Here is a 15,011-nt window from a genome sequence, read left to right on the forward strand (position 1 = left end):
GGAAAGAACGCCGTTATTTTGAGCCAGGAGACCGCTTGCCGCACAAGGGAGCGGCGCCGCCTGACATCGGGCCGCGGAGGGCGTATCTGGAGGAGCACGCGGCCCATGGCAGGCCCCGGGCGCATTCGATCGCCAGCGGCCAGGAGGGCGTATGAGCAACGTCGTAAACCTGAACAAGGCCCGCAAGGCGCGCGAGCGCGAACGCGCGCGCGACCAGGCGCAGGAGAACCGCGTCAGGTTCGGCCGCACCAAGAACGACAAGGATGTTTCGAAGGCCGAGACGAAGAAGGCCGAACAGACGCTGGACGGCGCCAAGCTCGAAAAGCCTGAGTAAGGCAAGGGCGTGGGTGGGGAAGGCTCGACACTCCCCCACCCGCCCGGCGCTGTGCACAGCGCCGCCTGCGCGCCGTCCCCCCGGATCGGCGCGTAGGACTGGTTACATCCGGGCCGGAACCGCCGCGTCGCGGGCGGCCGCCGGGATGGAATCGTAGATCGTCGCCGGCGTGATGCCGAGGCGCTTGCGCGCCGCCTCAAGCGGCTCGGCCATCAGGCGCTCGTAGTCCTCGCCGAGCAGCCAGGCGGCGGCCTTGCCGCGCTTGTAACCCTGCCAGATCGCCTTGACGTACGGATAGTCGGAGCCGCGCGAGCGGGAGGCCGCGCCGAGCCCGATCAGCGCCCAGCCCAGGCCCTTGGTCTGGGCGTATGAGAACGCCACCAGGCAGGACTCGCCCAGGCCATCGCGGTGATAGCCCGACAGGATGTGCCAGATGTCGTGCACGTCGCGCGTACGGCGGCCCATCCAGGCGTAGGGGTGCACGATGTCGACTTCGTTACCCTTGATGCGGCTGACTTCGGCCAGTCCTTCGGCCGACAGCTGCTCGGAACGGATGAACTCGCGATAGGCCGCGCCGACGCTGCCGTCCGGCAGCGAGTCCAGCCACGCGTCGTCCATCAGACGATCCGCGAACTCTTCCCGCTCGTAAGCGATGCGGCCGCCCTGAGTGGTGGTCAGCAGGCGCTGATAGCAGTCGGCGGTCGAGGTGCCGTTCAGCGCGCGCATGATCTCGAACACCTGTCCGGTGTCTTCCTTGTCGTTCAGCAGGCGCTGCAGCGCCTTCAGGGCCGCGCCCCACTGCAGCCGCGGCTTGGGCAGAGACGCATTCGCAGGCGCGGCCTGGCGAAGCACGGGGGCGTCGAGAGCGTCGGCGGTCATGGCCATGGGGGAAGCAGCCTTCAATGCGAACAACGTTTGAATCGAAAATGACGCATGCGTCATCTTTTTGCAAGATAACAAAGGAATGCTTGGCTGCAACGTGGCGCCTGAGCCACAACTCTACCCATGGCTTCCTTGAAGAAACGTTCGATCCTGCTGTCCGGGCACGCCACCTCGATGGCGCTGGAGCCGGAGTTCTGGGCGGTGATGGACGAGATGGCCGCAAGCCGGGGCGTAACCCTGGCGGTGCTGATCGCCCAGATCGACGAAGGCCGGGGCGAACGGCCGCTGGCCTCGGCCTGCCGGGTGGCCGCCCTCGCCTACGCCCGCGCTAGCTGACGGGGCGCGCATCCGGCAGCGGCGCCGGCTGGGGAGCGTCCGGCAGCACGATGTCCGGCGACGTCCCTCCCATGCCAGCCCCGGGCGGGTTGAGCGCCCGCATCGCGAACATGAACCCGAGCACCACCAGGAACCCGATCAGCGCCCACAGGAACAGCGGAATGGGCTTACGCGGGGGCTGCGGAGGAAGATCGTCGTCGGTCACGGCGGGTCCGGGCTACTTGGGAGTCGGGATGGGCGCGTCCGGCAGCTTCGGCGCGTCGGGCAAGGATGGCGGCCGCGGGACGTTGATGTCCACATCGATCGACTTCGGCAAGTCAGCCTCCGCCTGACGGCTCATCACCGCATAGCCGATGGCGGCGATGCCCAGGACCAGCGCCCCGATGAGGATCGCCAACCAGATCAACGTGCTTGAACTCGTTCGATCCGCCATGAACACCTCCCTGGCCGTCATGGTCGAGGTGGAAAACGAACGCTGGACGTCGCGGTTCCGGGCTTAAGCCGCGCGTGCCGTGTGCTACATATGTTCCGATGTCCTCCCCTGAATCATTCGACAACCCGTTCGACGACGCCATGCCCATGCAACGGGTCAGCGACCTCGCGCGCGTCAAGGGCCCCGACTACCTGACCGGCCTCAATCCCGAGCAGCGCGCCGCCGTCGAAGCGACCGAAGGCCCGGTCCTGGTGCTGGCCGGCGCCGGCACCGGCAAGACGCGCGTGCTGACCACGCGGCTGGCGCACATCCTGGCGACGGGACGCGCCAAGCCCTGGGAACTGCTGGTCGTCACATTCACCAACAAGGCCGCCAAGGAGATGCGCGAGCGCATCACCCACATCATCGGGCCGTCGGCGGAGGGCCTGCGCTGGCTCGGCACCTTCCACTCGGTCGCCGCCCAGATCCTGCGCCGCCACGCCGAACTGGTCGGCCTGAAGTCGAACTTCACCATCCTCGACACCGACGACCAGGAACGCCTGATCAAGCAGGTGCTGGAGGCCGAGAACATCGACGCCAAGCGCTGGACGCCCAAGGCGCTGGCCGGGATGATCGACCACTGGAAGAACCGCGGCTGGACGCCCGACCGCCTGCCGCCGTCGGAAGGCGGAGAATTCGCGAACGGCAAGGGCCCGGCGCTCTATCGGCTCTACCAGGAACGGATGCGGGTGCTGAACGCCTGCGACTTCGGCGACCTGCTGCTGCACAACCTGACCATCTTCATGTCCAATCCGGACGTGCTGGCCGACTTCCACGAGCGCTTCAAGTACGTGTTGGTCGACGAGTACCAGGACACCAACGTCGCCCAGTACCTGTGGCTGCGGCTGCTGGCGCAGAAGCGCCAGAACGTCTGCTGCGTCGGCGACGACGACCAGTCGATCTATGGCTGGCGCGGCGCGGAGGTGGACAACATCCTGCGCTTCGAACGCGATTTCCCCGGTGCGACGGTGATCCGGCTGGAGCGCAACTACCGCTCGACCAGCCACATCCTGGCGGCCGCCTCTGGGCTCATCAAGACCAACAAGGGGCGGCTGGGCAAGACGCTCTGGACCGAGAGCAACGATGGCGAAAAGGTCGTCGTGCGCGGGGTTTGGGACGGCGAGGCCGAGAGCCGGCTGATCGCCGAGGAGATCGAGCGGGCCCACAAGGGCGGGACTGAGAAGGACCCGCGCAAGTACCGCGACATCGCCATCCTGGTGCGCGCCTCGTTCCAAATGCGGGCGTTCGAAGAGCGCTTCGTGATGCTGCAGATCCCCTACACGGTGGTCGGCGGCCCGCGGTTCTTCGAGCGGGCCGAGATCCGCGACGCCCACGCCTATCTGCGGCTGGTCCAGTCGCCGGACGACGACCTGGCCTTCGAGCGGATCGTCAACGTGCCCAAGCGCGGGATCGGCGACACCACCGTCCAGAAGCTGCTCCAGATCGCCCGGGTGAACGGCGTGCCGGTGATGCAGGCCGCGCGCGAGGCGGTGCAGACCGACGAACTGGCGGCGCGCACGCGCACGGCGCTGTCGAACTTCCTGCGCGACCTCGACCGCTGGCGCGGCCAGGCCCAGGCCATCCACCACGGCCGGCTGACCGAGCAGATCCTCGAAGAGAGCGGCTATACGGACGCTCTGCGCCTGGACAAGACCCCGACCGCGCAGACCCGGCTCGAGAACCTCAAGGAACTGGTGCAGTCGATGGGATCGTTCGACACCCTCGAGAGCTATCTCGAGCACGTGTCGCTGGTCATGGACATGGACCGCGGGCCGCAGGCCGACGCGGTGCAGATCATGACCCTGCACTCGGCCAAGGGCCTGGAGTTCCCGCTGGTCTTCCTGCCCGGCTGGGAGGAAGGCGTGTTCCCCTCCCAGCGCAGCATGGACGAGAAGGGCGAGAAGGGCCTCGAGGAGGAGCGCCGGCTGGCCTATGTCGGCATCACCCGCGCCCGCGAGGAGGCGCGGATCTCGTTCGCCGCCAACCGCCAGGTCTACGGCCGCTGGACCAGCCAACTGCCCAGCCGCTTCGTCGACGAACTGCCGATCGAGAACGTCGAGGCCAGTTCCGAGACCGGATATTACGGCGGCGGCCCCGGCATGCAGCAGCAACACGGCAGCCGCTGGGACGAGAGCCCGACCTTCGGCGCGGGCTATTCCAGCCCCGGCTGGAAGCGGGCCCAGGAGCGGAATTTCCGCGGCAGCCATCCGGGCCGCGGCGCGGTGATCGAAGGCGAAGGTCGGTTGGTGGTCTCCGAATCCTCGGCGGCCAGCGACTTCAAGCGCGGCGAGCGCGTGTTCCACCAGAAGTTCGGCTACGGCCAGGTGAAGTCGGTGGACGGCAATAAGCTGACCGTCGGCTTCGACAAGGCCGGCGACAAGAAGGTCATCGACAGCTTCGTCACCAAGGCCTGAGGCGCGGGCGGCTTGCAGCCGCCCCTGCCCTGCTTCAGGTTGCTCCCAACAACGCCAGGGAGCGACGACCATGCCGACGATCACCGCCAACGGGATTCCGCTCTACTACGAGGACCACGGTCCGGCCGACGGCGACGTCATCCTGCTGATCATGGGTCTGGGCGCGCAGATGACCCGTTGGCCGCTCGGCTTCATCGAACTGCTGACCGCGAACGGCCATCGTGTCGTCGCCTATGACAACCGCGACTGCGGGCTGTCGCACAGGTTCGACGAGAAGGGCCCGGCCGACATGCCGGCGCTCTACGCCTCGCTGATGAAGGGCGAGAAGCCAAATGCGCCGTATCTGGTCTCGGACATGGCCAATGACGCCGTCGGCCTGATGGACGCGCTGGGCATCAAAAAGGCCCACGTCGTCGGCGCCTCGATGGGCGGGATGATCGCCCAGATGGTCGCCGCCGAGCATCCGGAGCGGGTGCTGACCCTGACCTCGATCATGTCGACCACCGGCAATCCGGCCGTGCCGCCCGCCACCGCCGAAGCGTCCAAGCGCCTGACCGGCGTCGCCCCCGATCCCAAGGCCGACATCGAGGCCTTCCTCGACTACGGCATGGCCAGCGCCAAGGTGATCGGCAGCCCCGGCTATCCGGTCGACGACGTCGAGCAGCGCGCCCAGCTGCTGTCGGACTATCAGCGCGCCTTCTATCCGGTCGGCACCTCGCGCCAGATGGCCGCCATCGTCGCCAGCGGCGACCGGCGCAAGGCGCTGGCGGCCATCACCGCCCCGACGGTCGTCATCCACGGCGCCGACGACCCGCTGGTGCCGGTGCAGGGCGGCGAGGACACCGCCGCGACCATCCCCGGCGCCGAACTGCACGTCATCCCCGGCATGGGCCACAACCTGCCCAAGACCTTGTGGAAGCAGATGGCCGACCTGATCGAGCAGGCGACTCAGAAGGCCCGCGTCGGCGCCTAGCTGCGGGCGCGAGCCTTCAGCAGCTTCGCCGACAGCACGCCCAGGCCGGCCACGACCGCGATCGCGCCACCGACGATCGCGGCGATGCCGGCCGTCTGGCGCACATGGGCCTGGGTCGACGCGTTCTCGGCCGCGGCCTTCAGGGCCGGCGGCTGCACCTCGTGGGCGACGGTGCGCTTGAGCGAGACCATGCCTTCGCCGACCGCCGACACGCGCCAGCCGTGATCGAGCCAGGCCTTCTGGTGCGGCTTGTCGGTTCCGATCCACCAGGCCGGCTGCTTGGCCGCCTTCGGCAGGGATGCGCCCAACACCATCTCGACCTCTGCGAAGCTCGCGCGCCAGTCGTCCTCGGCGCGTTGGGCGAGAAAGTCCGAGAGGGGGCTGTACTTGCTCATAGGCGAAACCTCGTCACTGGATGCGACATGATGGCACGGCCGCGCGCTGAACTGAAACCCGCCCATGCCCCCTCGCCTTTCGCGCGCCTAGCCTCTAAACGGCGCGCATGAGCCAAGACGCCGTTCAGATCATCTCCCGCGGCCCGCGCGCCGTGGCCGAAGCCGCCGCCGAAGCGATCGACGCCAATCCGCTGCTGGAAGGCGCCACCTACTCGATCCTGGAAGAGGACGAGGACCGCAACGTCTGGCGGATCGACGCCTTCCCGACTACCACCGAGGAAGCCGACGGGCTGGTCGAAGCGCTGGCCGCCTATCCGGAAATGAAAACCGTCGTCGAGAAGCTGGCCGACGCCGACTGGCTGGCCATGGCGCTGTCGGGCCTGCCGCCCGTGCGCGCCGGCCGCTTCTTCGTGTTCGGCGCCCACGACAAGGGCCGCGCCCCGACCAACGCGGTGAACCTGCGCATCGAGGCCGGCGCGGCCTTCGGCACCGGCCACCACGGCACCACCGTCGGCTGCCTCATCGCCTACAACGACCTGATCAAGTCGCGCCGGTTCGACAAGGTGCTGGACGTCGGCGCCGGCACCGGCGTGCTGGCCATCGCCGCGGCGCTGACCGGCAGCAAGCTGGCGGTCGGCACCGACATCGACGGACCGTCCGTGCGGATCTCCAACGAGAACGCCAAGCTCAACAAATCGACCGCCCGCTTCGTCCATGCTTCGGGCCTCGGCCACCAGTTGGTGGCCAAGGCCGCGCCCTACGACCTGGTGTTCGCCAACATCCTGGCCCCGCCGCTGGTGGCGCTGTCGCAGGACATCAAGACGGCGCTGAAGCCGGGCGGCTTTGCGATCCTCTCGGGCCTGTTGCGCACCCAGGAGCGACGGGTGCTGGCGGCCTATCTGTCCAAGGGTTTCCGCCTGCATCGCCGCATCCACCGCGACGCCTGGGCGACGCTGGTCCTGCGCCGCGCCTGATCCTCCGCGCCGGAACCGGCGCCGGCGCCTGACGTTCCCCGACGATCGAGGACCTGCCCCTTAGGGGTTCTGTCCTAGGAGGAACGACCGATGACCGACGAGTACGAACCCCGGACGACGATCCGGCACGAAGAAGTCCACATCCAGCAGCCGCGCAGCTCCGGCGGCGGCTGGTGGGTCGCTGCTCTGTTGGCGGTGGCTCTGCTGGCTGGCGGCTTCTACCTGTTCACCCAGACGAACCAGTCCAACCTGCAGGCCGCCCGCGATACGGGCCGCGCCGAGGCGATGGTCGACAACGCCCTGTCGCAGGCGCAAAGCGCGACGGCCGACGCCCGGCGGGCCACCGCCGACGCGACCGCCAGCGTGAACGCCGCCGGCAGCGCGGCGGCCGAACGCGCCGCCCAGTCCGCCGAGAAGACGGCCCAGGCCGCACAGTCGGCGGCCGCCAGCGTCGACGGCGCCGCCGCCGACGCCAGCGCCAACGCGCCGGTCAACTAACCGGACGGCGCGACGCCCACTCCGCGGCCAGGACGCCGTAAACGTGGGTGTCGCGCCAACCGCCGTCGCGGGCCGGCTGGTTCTGGCGCAAGGTCCCTTCATGGCGCATGCCCAGCTTTTCCATAATGGCGTAGGAACCGACGTTGCGGACATCGCACGTCGCCCACAGGCGGTGCACGTCCAGCGTCTCGAAGGCGTAGCCGGCCAGGGCGTGGGCGGCTTCGTAGCCATAGCCCTGGCGCCACCAGGCGCTGCCATAGCTGTAGCCGAAGTCGGCGTTACGATGCGGCCAGAGGCCGAGCCGGATCGAGCCGATCACGGTCCCGCTCTCCAGGTGCTGCACCGCCAGGCCGATGTCGGTGCGCGGCGCGGCGTTCGCACGCTCGATCTCCTCGCCCAGGAACACCCGGGTCTGCTCGAGCGTGTTGGGGCCCCAGTCCATGTAGCGGACCGTCGCCTCGTCGCTGGCGTAGGCCTGGACGTCGTTCACGTCGTCGAAGGTGAACTCCCGCAGCAGCAGTCGCTCGGTGCGGATGGCGTAGGGCGGTGTCGGGTCCATGGTGCGTTGTCCTTTCGAGGGTTTGAGCCGCTCGGCAGGAGATCGCTTGCATCGCCATCGACCCCGGCCGTCTGCGGCGGGGTCGGCGTTCGTTCGCTGGGAGGTCTAGCCCACGCGAAGACGCACGGCCCCGAAGGGACCGTTCGAATTCGAGAGGGCGCAGGCGCGATGCATAGCGGCGTTATGCGCCAAGGCCCGCGCGGCGTCTAGATCGCCGATTGGGCGGAGAGCTCGGCGCGCCAGTGGCGTTCGCGTTCCTTCAGCCAGGTGTCGCGGCCGATCGGGCCGAGGTCGTCGTCTTCCAATTGCTCGAGGATGACGAACTCGAACCCCGCTTCGCCGCCGGCGGCGTTGTAGGCGCCCTGCATCGCCTTGTTGCGATGGCTGCCCAAGCGCAGCGAGAACAGCGAGGAATTGCGCTGGCCGTCCAGGTTGCGCGAGGCGCCGACAAAGGCTTCCCCAGTCGTCAGGCTGCGCAGCGCAAAGATCCCGATCGGGACCTTGCGTTCCTTGTACTGGCGTACGGCTTCGCGGCGGCTGGTCTTGTCCATTCGCCACAAGTGGCGCAAGCCCGCGCCCGAGTCAATAATATCCGGGTATAAATAGCGCGGCGACGTCGAGCCGCCTCGCCCGCGGACTGGCGTCGATGCCGCGTGAAGACTAAGTTCGCCCCATGCGTCAGACCTTCGATGAAACCACCGATCCGTCCTTCGGCCCCAAGCACGTCCCGCTGATCCGCGCGGCCATGAAGGCGCAAGGGTTGGACGGCTTCCTGGTGCCCCACGAGGACGAGCACCAGAACGAGTACCTGCCCGAGGCCAACGACCGGCTCGGCTGGGCGACCGGGTTCACCGGCTCGGCCGGCGCCGCGGTGATCCTGGCCGACAAGGCCGCGATCTTCGTCGACGGCCGCTACACCCTGCAGGTTCGCGACCAGGTCGACGCCGGCGTCTTCGAGATCCGCGATCTCGTGGAGGGCGGCGTCCCGGCCTATCTGGAGACCGCCACCGCCCAGGGCCAGCTGATCGGCTACGATCCGCGCCTGCACTCGCCGGACGCGCTGGAGCGCCTGAAGGCCGCCGCCGCCAAGGCCGGCGCCGCGCTGAAGCCGGTCGCCGCCAACCCGCTGGACGAAGCCTGGGGCGCCGCGCGCCCGGCCCAGCCCACCGCCCCGGTCGTGCCTCACGCGCTGGAATACGCGGGCGAGGAATCCTCGGCCAAGCGCAACCGCATCGGCCGCGCGCTGGCCGGCAAGAACGCCGACGCCACGGTGCTGACCGCGCCCTCGTCGATCGCCTGGCTGTTCAACGTCCGCGGCGGCGACGTCATCCGCTCGCCCCTGCCGCTGGGCCAAGCCATCCTCAACCAGGACGGCACGGCGCGCCTCTTCCTCGACCCCGTGAAGGTCTCGCCCGAGCTGCGCGCCTGGCTGGGCAACGAAGTGCGCCTGGAAACGCCCGACGACCTGCCGGCCGCCCTCGCCGAACTCAAGGGCAAGCGGGTGCTGGTCGATCCTGGCCAGTCCTCGGCCTGGTACTTCGACACCCTGGCCAAGGCCGGCGCCGAGGTCGTGCGCGGCGAAGATCCCTGCGCCCTGCCCCGCGCCTGCAAGAACCCGGTCGAGATCGCCGGCACGCGCGAGGCCCACGCCCGTGACGGCGCCGCGGTGACCCGCTTTCTGCACTGGGTCGCCACCGAAGGGCAAATGCGCACCATCGACGAGGTCGAGGTCGTCACCCGCCTGGAAGGCTTCCGCCAGGACACCGGCGCGCTGAAGGACCTTTCCTTCGACACCATCGCCGGCGCGGCGTCGAACGGCGCCATCGTCCACTATCGGCCGACCACGCGGCTCAACAAGCAAGCTGAGAAGGGCTCGCTGCTGCTGGTCGATTCCGGGGCCCAGTACCTCGACGGCACCACCGACATCACCCGCACCGTCGCCGTCGGCGAGCCGAGCCAGGAGATGCGCGAGCGCTTCACCCTGGTGCTGAAAGGGCATCTGGCCCTGGCCGCGATCCGCTTCCCGGCCGGCACCACCGGCTCGGCCCTGGACGCCCTGGCCCGCGCGCCGCTGTGGAACGTCGGCCTCGACTACGACCACGGCACCGGCCATGGCGTCGGCTCGTATCTCGGCGTGCACGAAGGGCCGCAGCGGATTTCGAAGCTGCCGAACTTCGTGGCCCTGCGGCCCGGCATGATCCTCTCCAACGAGCCCGGCTACTACAAGGAAGGCGCCTACGGCATCCGGATCGAGAACCTGCAGTTCGTGACCGAGCCGGCCCCGATCCCCGGCGGCGAGCGCGAGATGCTGGGCTTCGAGACCCTGACCCTGGCCCCGATGGATCGCCGCCTGATCGTCGTCGAAATGCTGTCGGCGGACGAGCGCGCCCAGATGGACGCGTATCACGCGCGCGTGCTGAAGGTGGTTGGTCCGCGGATCGAGCAGCCCGACGTCCGCGCCTGGCTTGAAGCGGCCTGCGCGCCGCTCTGAGGATCGAGAGCGGGGGCTACTCCCCCGCCATCTTCAGGATCGTCGCCCACTCGGCGTCGCTGACCGGCGAGACCGAGAGGCGTCCCTGACGCAGCATCGGCATGTCCGCCAGGGCGGGGTTGGCCTTCATGTCCGCCAGGGTGACAGACGTCTTCAGCTTGCGCACGGGCGTCAGCTCGACGGCGACGAACTTGCCGGTCGGATCGCTGGCGTCGGGAAAGGCTTCCTTGGCGACCTGGGCGATCGCCACCACGTCCTTGCCCTCCTGGGAGTGGTAGAAGAACACCTGGTCGCCGACCTTCATCGACTTCAGGTGCGAGGCGGCCGCGAAGTTGCGCACCCCGTCCCAGGTCGTCCGCCCGTCCCGCTCGAGGTCGGCGTAGGAATAGGTGTCCGGTTCGGACTTCACGAGCCAGTGCGACGCCACGGCGATCCTCCTTGTGCCTTGTCCAAGGTTGGGGACGGATGGCCCCTGCGGCAAGTCCGGCGAACGCCTAGCCGGCGACCAGGGCCAGCCATTCGTCCTCGGTCATGACCTGGATGCCCAGATCGGTGGCGGTCTTCAGTTTCGAGCCCGCCCCGGGTCCGGCCACGACCAGATCGGTCTTCTTCGACACCGAGCCGGAAACCTTGGCCCCCAGCCCCTCGGCCTGGGCCTTGGCCTCGTCCCGGGTCATCTTCTCCAGCGCCCCGGTGAAGACGATGGTCTTGCCGGCGACGGCGGTGTCGGTCTTCGGCCGTTCGGCGGCGATCACTTCGTCGAGCTGACCGCGCAGGGCCTCGACCTTGGCGCGGTTGTGCGGCTCGGCGAAGAACTGGGCGATCATCCGCGCGGCGACCGGGCCGACGGCATCGACGCCCGAGAGTTCCCGGAACTCTTCGCCAGGCTCCTCGCGGGCGGCGTCTCTGGCCACCCGCACGATCGCATCCCAGTCGCCGAACCGCTCGATCAGGGCGGCGCGGGCGCGGGAGTTCAGTTTCGGCACGGCCAGTTGCAGGCGCTTGTCGAGCGAGGTCTCGTCCGGCAGCAGCAGGGCCTGCTGGGCGCCGCCGAAGTCCAGCAGCGCACGCACCGCCGTCGGCCCCAGGCCGTCGAGCTCCACAAGCGCGGCGTAGTTCTCGCCCCCGACCTGCCCGGCCGCCGCCTGGGCGATCTGGACGAAGTGGTCGTAGGTCTCGAAGTGCCGGGCCAGGGCCAGCGAGGTGGTCTCGCCGACATGGCGGATGCCGAGCCCGAAGATGAAGCGGTCCAGCGGAATTCGCCGCTTGGCGTTGATGGCGGCGACGAGGTTGTTGATCGAGGTCTCGCCGTAGCCGTCGGTGACCCGCAGTTCGGCCAACTTCTCCTCGTCGCGGGCCAACCGGTAGATGTCGGCCGGCTCCCTGACCCAGCCGCGCTCGAAGAAGGCGGTCAGTTGCTTCTCGCCCAGGCCCTCGATGTCGTAGGCGCGGCGTGACACGAAGTGGCGCAGGTGCTCGATCCGCTGGAACGGACAGGCGAACTCGCCCGAGCACCGACGCACGACCGTCTCGGCGCCGGCCGCCGTGGTCTCCTTGACGATCGGCGTCTTGAGGTCGCACGGGCAAACCGTGGGAAATTCGTAGGGAACGGCGTCGGCCGGCCGTTCCTCGGGCACGTAGCCGAGGATCTGCGGGATCACGTCGCCGGCCCGCTGCAGGATCACGGTGTCGCCGATCCGCACGTCCTTGCGGGCGATCTCGTCGGCGTTGTGCAGGGTGGCGTTGACGACGACGACGCCGCCGACCGTCACCGGATGCAGCCGCGCCACCGGCGTGATCGCACCGGTCCGGCCGACCTGGATGTCGATGGCTTCCAGGATCGTGCGCGCCTGCTGGGCCGGGAACTTGCGGGCGATCGCCCAGCGCGGCGTGCGGGTGATGAAGCCCAGGCGCTGCTGCCAATCCAGCCGGTCGACCTTGTAGACGACGCCGTCGATGTCGTAGCCGAGCTTGGGCCGCACCGCCTCCATCTCGGCATAGGCGTCGAGCAGCCCCTGCCCGCTGATCACGCGGCAGCTTTCCGGCGTGGTCTGGAAGCCCCAGGCCTTGAGCTTGGCCAGCGCCTCCCACTGGGTCTGGGCGAACGGCTCGCTGAGCAGGCCCCAGGCATAGGCGAAGAACTTCAGCGGCCGCGTGGCGGTGATCTTCGGGTCGATCTGGCGCAGAGAGCCGGCCGCCGAGTTGCGCGGATTGGCGTAGGTCTTCAGACCCGCGGCCTCGTTGGCGGCGTTGAGCGCGGCGAACTCCTCGTGGCCGAGATAGACCTCGCCGCGGATCTCGATGACGTCGGGCCAGCCCTCGCCCGCCAGCCGCTTTGGGATGTCGGCGATGGTCCGCAGGTTCTCGGTGACGTCCTCGCCGACCCGCCCGTCGCCGCGCGTCGCGCCCTGGACGAAGACGCCCTTCTCGTAGCGCAGCGAGGCTGACAGGCCATCGATCTTGGGCTCGGCCGTATAGCCGACCTCTTCCGAGCCCGACAGTCGCAGGAAGCGGCGGATGCGGGCGTCGAACTCCAGCGCGTCCTCGTTGGAAAACGCATTGTCGAGGCTGAGCATCGGCACGCCGTGCTCGACGGGCGAGAACTGCTCGGCCCGCGCCGCCCCGACCCGCGTCGAGGGCGAGTTCTCGCGGACGAGGTGCGGGAACGCCGCCTCCAGCGCATTGTTGCGACGCTTGAGCTCATCGTAGTCGGCGTCCGAGATCGTCGGCGCGTCCTGCTGGTGGTAGGCGATGTCGTGGCGCGCGATCTCGTCGGCGAGCGCGGTCAGTTCCTCGACGGCTTCGGCCTCGGTCAGGTCGGCGGGCGCTTTGGCGGCTTCAGGCATGCATCAGGGCCCTGGCCGCGGCGCGGGCGGCGTCGGTGATCTGCGCCCCGGCCAGCATGCGCGCGATCTCTTCCTCGCGATCAACGAGGGACAGGGCCTCAACGGCGGTCCGGATGCGCTCGGCGTCGCCGCTCTTGGAAATTCGCCAGTGAGCGTCGCCGCGCGCGGCCACCTGCGGACTGTGGGTGACCACCAGAACCTGGGCGTCGGCGGCCAGCCGCTTGAGCCGCAGGCCGACGGCGTCGGCGACCGCGCCGCCCACGCCCTGATCGACCTCGTCGAAGATCATCAGCGGCTGCGGGCCCTCGGCCCGGCCGGCCAGCGAGGCCTTCAGCGCCAGGGCGAAGCGCGCCAGTTCACCGCCCGAGGCGATGGCGCCAAGGTCGCCGAACGGCGCCCCAGGATTGGTCGCGACCTCGAAGGCCACGCGATCGACGCCGGTCGGGCCAGCGCGGTCTTCGCCCAGCGCGTCGACCGCCACCCGGAAACGGGCCTTGTCGAGCTTGAGCGGGCCAAGCTCGCCCATGACCGCGACCGCCAGCCGCTCGCCCGCGGCGCGGCGCGCCTCACTCAGCTTGCCGGCTTGCGTCAGATAGGTCGCGCGGGCCGCGGCCACCGCGGCCTCCGCCGCCTTCAGATCGTCCTCCGACGACTCCATGGCCTGCAGCCGCTCGGCGAAGCGCACCCGCAGCAGCGGCAATTCCTCGACGCTGACCTGCAGCTTGCGGGCCATCCCGCGCAGCTCGAACAGGCGCTCCTCGGTCTTTTCCAGCTGGTCGGGGCGGAAGTCGAAGGCGTCGGCGGCCCCGTCGACCGCGGCCTCGGCCTCCTGCGCCTCGCTGAAGACACGGTCGATGGCGGTGCTGGCGGCGGTCAGGCGGGCGACTGCGGAGGAGTCCTCGGCCGCCCCGGCCGCGACGGCGCGGCTGCGCGCGTGCTCGACCGCGCGGATGGCCTGGGCCAGTCGCGGTCCCAGTCCTTCGAAGGCGGCGCGCGCCTCGGCGATGTCGCTGAGCGCCTTCTCGGAGGCCCCCAGGATGGCGCGCTCCTCGGCCAGCGCCGGCTCCTCGCCCTCACGCGGGTCAAGGCGGTCGAGCTCGGCCAGGCGCATCGTCAGTTCCTCGGACTCTTCAGCCGACCGGGCGACGCTCTCACGCAGCTCTTCGGCCCGGCCGCGCGCAGTCCGCCAGTCGGCCCAGGCGCGGGAAACGCCAGCCGCCAGCGTCCCGAGGGATCCATAGGCGTCCAACAGCGGGCGGTGCTTGCGCGCGTCGAGCAGTCCGACCGTCTCGTGCTGGCCATGCACCTCAAGCAGAATCTCGCCCAGTTCGCGCAGCACCGTGGCGCTGGTCGCCTGGTCGTTGACGAAGGCGCGGCTACGGCCGTCGGCGCTGAGCGTCCGGCGCAGCACCAGATCCTCGCTGCGGTCGTAGGAAATCCCCTTGTCTTCCAGCACGTCCCAGACCGGGTGTTCGGGCGTCGGCGCGAACACGGCCGACACCGCCGCCTGGGCCGCGCCCTGGCGCACGAGGCCGGCCTCGGCGCGCGCGCCGACAGCCAGGCCCAGGCTGTCGAGGATGATCGACTTGCCCGCGCCCGTTTCGCCAGTCAGCGCCGTCAGCCCCGGGCCGATGGACAGGTCCAGGGCCTCGATGAGCACGACGTCGCGGATCCAAAGTCCGATCAGCATGGCTGCAAGATCGCCTGGAATCAGCCGCTTCGGAAGACGCTTAAGTTCGCCTTAGGTTCTAATTTCCGCCGCCGAGGCCGGGGATGCGCGACAGCAACCCGCGACGCTGGGTGGGCTGAGCCGGCGCGGTCGCCTCGTTGGCCGCGG

16 protein-coding genes are annotated in these 15,011 nt (G+C 69.4%); 7 read left to right on the forward strand and 9 right to left on the reverse strand.

Features of this window, described 5'->3' with window-relative positions; genetic code table 11:
• The first annotated feature begins 151 nt into the window (after positions 1-151).
• The gene (locus ACSQ2H_RS13985; protein WP_436061997.1) at positions 152-334 is read left to right on the forward strand and encodes a DUF4169 family protein; all 183 of its coding nucleotides are present in this window, start codon (positions 152-154) and stop codon (positions 332-334) included.
• Positions 335-436: 102 nt separating this feature from the next.
• Here ACSQ2H_RS13985 and ACSQ2H_RS13990 read toward each other — a convergent pair whose 3' ends face one another.
• The gene (locus ACSQ2H_RS13990) at positions 437-1,219 is read right to left on the reverse strand and encodes a Coq4 family protein (protein WP_436061998.1); all 783 of its coding nucleotides are present in this window, start codon (positions 1,217-1,219) and stop codon (positions 437-439) included.
• A gap of 120 nt (positions 1,220-1,339) precedes the next feature.
• Between ACSQ2H_RS13990 and ACSQ2H_RS13995 the strand changes: the two genes are divergently transcribed.
• On the forward strand, positions 1,340-1,552 hold the full coding sequence (locus ACSQ2H_RS13995; protein WP_436061999.1) for a ribbon-helix-helix domain-containing protein: 213 nt from the start codon (positions 1,340-1,342) through the stop codon (positions 1,550-1,552).
• Here ACSQ2H_RS13995 and ACSQ2H_RS14000 read toward each other — a convergent pair.
• The gene (locus tag ACSQ2H_RS14000; protein WP_436062000.1) at positions 1,545-1,757 is read right to left on the reverse strand and encodes a hypothetical protein; all 213 of its coding nucleotides are present in this window, start codon (positions 1,755-1,757) and stop codon (positions 1,545-1,547) included. The two genes, ACSQ2H_RS13995 and ACSQ2H_RS14000, sit on opposite strands and share 8 nt — an antisense overlap.
• A gap of 12 nt (positions 1,758-1,769) precedes the next feature.
• Positions 1,770-1,985 (reverse strand): hypothetical protein, encoded by a 216-nt coding sequence (locus ACSQ2H_RS14005; RefSeq protein ID WP_436062001.1) that lies wholly within the window; start codon positions 1,983-1,985, stop codon positions 1,770-1,772.
• A gap of 98 nt (positions 1,986-2,083) precedes the next feature.
• On the opposite strand from ACSQ2H_RS14005, the gene ACSQ2H_RS14010 reads away from it, so the two are divergent.
• On the forward strand, positions 2,084-4,438 hold the full coding sequence (locus ACSQ2H_RS14010) for a UvrD-helicase domain-containing protein (protein WP_436062002.1): 2,355 nt from the start codon (positions 2,084-2,086) through the stop codon (positions 4,436-4,438).
• 70 nt (positions 4,439-4,508) lie between these two features.
• Entirely contained in the window at positions 4,509-5,411 is a 903-nt protein-coding gene (locus tag ACSQ2H_RS14015) for an alpha/beta fold hydrolase (RefSeq protein WP_436062003.1), read from the forward strand.
• Here the strand turns inward: ACSQ2H_RS14015 and ACSQ2H_RS14020 are convergent.
• On the reverse strand, positions 5,408-5,806 hold the full coding sequence (locus ACSQ2H_RS14020; RefSeq protein WP_436062004.1) for a DUF7662 domain-containing protein: 399 nt from the start codon (positions 5,804-5,806) through the stop codon (positions 5,408-5,410). The genes ACSQ2H_RS14015 and ACSQ2H_RS14020 overlap by 4 nt on opposite strands.
• Positions 5,807-5,913: 107 nt before the next feature.
• Between ACSQ2H_RS14020 and ACSQ2H_RS14025 the strand changes: the two genes are divergently transcribed.
• Both ACSQ2H_RS14025 and ACSQ2H_RS14030 read left to right on the forward strand, forming a co-directional pair.
• Entirely contained in the window at positions 5,914-6,780 is an 867-nt protein-coding gene (locus ACSQ2H_RS14025; RefSeq protein WP_436062005.1) for a 50S ribosomal protein L11 methyltransferase, read from the forward strand.
• A 90-nt stretch (positions 6,781-6,870) separates the two neighbouring features.
• Entirely contained in the window at positions 6,871-7,278 is a 408-nt protein-coding gene (locus ACSQ2H_RS14030; RefSeq protein ID WP_436062006.1) for a hypothetical protein, read from the forward strand.
• Here the strand turns inward: ACSQ2H_RS14030 and ACSQ2H_RS14035 are convergent.
• Together ACSQ2H_RS14035 and ACSQ2H_RS14040 are read right to left on the reverse strand one after the other, a co-directional pair.
• Positions 7,271-7,837, reverse strand: a complete 567-nt coding sequence (locus tag ACSQ2H_RS14035; RefSeq protein ID WP_436062007.1) for a GNAT family N-acetyltransferase — start codon at positions 7,835-7,837, stop codon at positions 7,271-7,273. The genes ACSQ2H_RS14030 and ACSQ2H_RS14035 overlap by 8 nt on opposite strands.
• Positions 7,838-8,043: 206 nt before the next feature.
• The gene (locus ACSQ2H_RS14040) at positions 8,044-8,388 is read right to left on the reverse strand and encodes a GIY-YIG nuclease family protein (protein ID WP_436062008.1); all 345 of its coding nucleotides are present in this window, start codon (positions 8,386-8,388) and stop codon (positions 8,044-8,046) included.
• 122 nt (positions 8,389-8,510) lie between these two features.
• On the opposite strand from ACSQ2H_RS14040, the gene ACSQ2H_RS14045 reads away from it, so the two are divergent.
• The gene (locus tag ACSQ2H_RS14045) at positions 8,511-10,328 is read left to right on the forward strand and encodes an aminopeptidase P family protein (protein WP_436062009.1); all 1,818 of its coding nucleotides are present in this window, start codon (positions 8,511-8,513) and stop codon (positions 10,326-10,328) included.
• Between the two features lie 16 nt (positions 10,329-10,344).
• Here the strand turns inward: ACSQ2H_RS14045 and ACSQ2H_RS14050 are convergent, their stop codons facing one another.
• The 3 genes from ACSQ2H_RS14050 to recN form a co-directional block, all read right to left on the reverse strand.
• A complete protein-coding gene (locus ACSQ2H_RS14050; protein WP_436062010.1) occupies positions 10,345-10,755 on the reverse strand; it encodes an EVE domain-containing protein in 411 nt (136 codons plus the stop codon).
• Positions 10,756-10,822: 67 nt separating this feature from the next.
• Positions 10,823-13,174 (reverse strand): NAD-dependent DNA ligase LigA, encoded by a 2,352-nt coding sequence (gene ligA, locus ACSQ2H_RS14055; RefSeq protein ID WP_436062011.1) that lies wholly within the window; start codon positions 13,172-13,174, stop codon positions 10,823-10,825.
• Entirely contained in the window at positions 13,167-14,864 is a 1,698-nt protein-coding gene (gene recN / locus ACSQ2H_RS14060) for a DNA repair protein RecN (RefSeq protein ID WP_436062012.1), read from the reverse strand. Before recN ends, ligA begins: the two co-directional genes overlap by 8 nt.
• Positions 14,865-15,011 lie beyond the last annotated feature (147 nt).

The organism is Phenylobacterium sp. LjRoot97, from assembly GCF_964254345.1.
Taxonomy (GTDB): Bacteria; Pseudomonadota; Alphaproteobacteria; order Caulobacterales; family Caulobacteraceae; genus Phenylobacterium.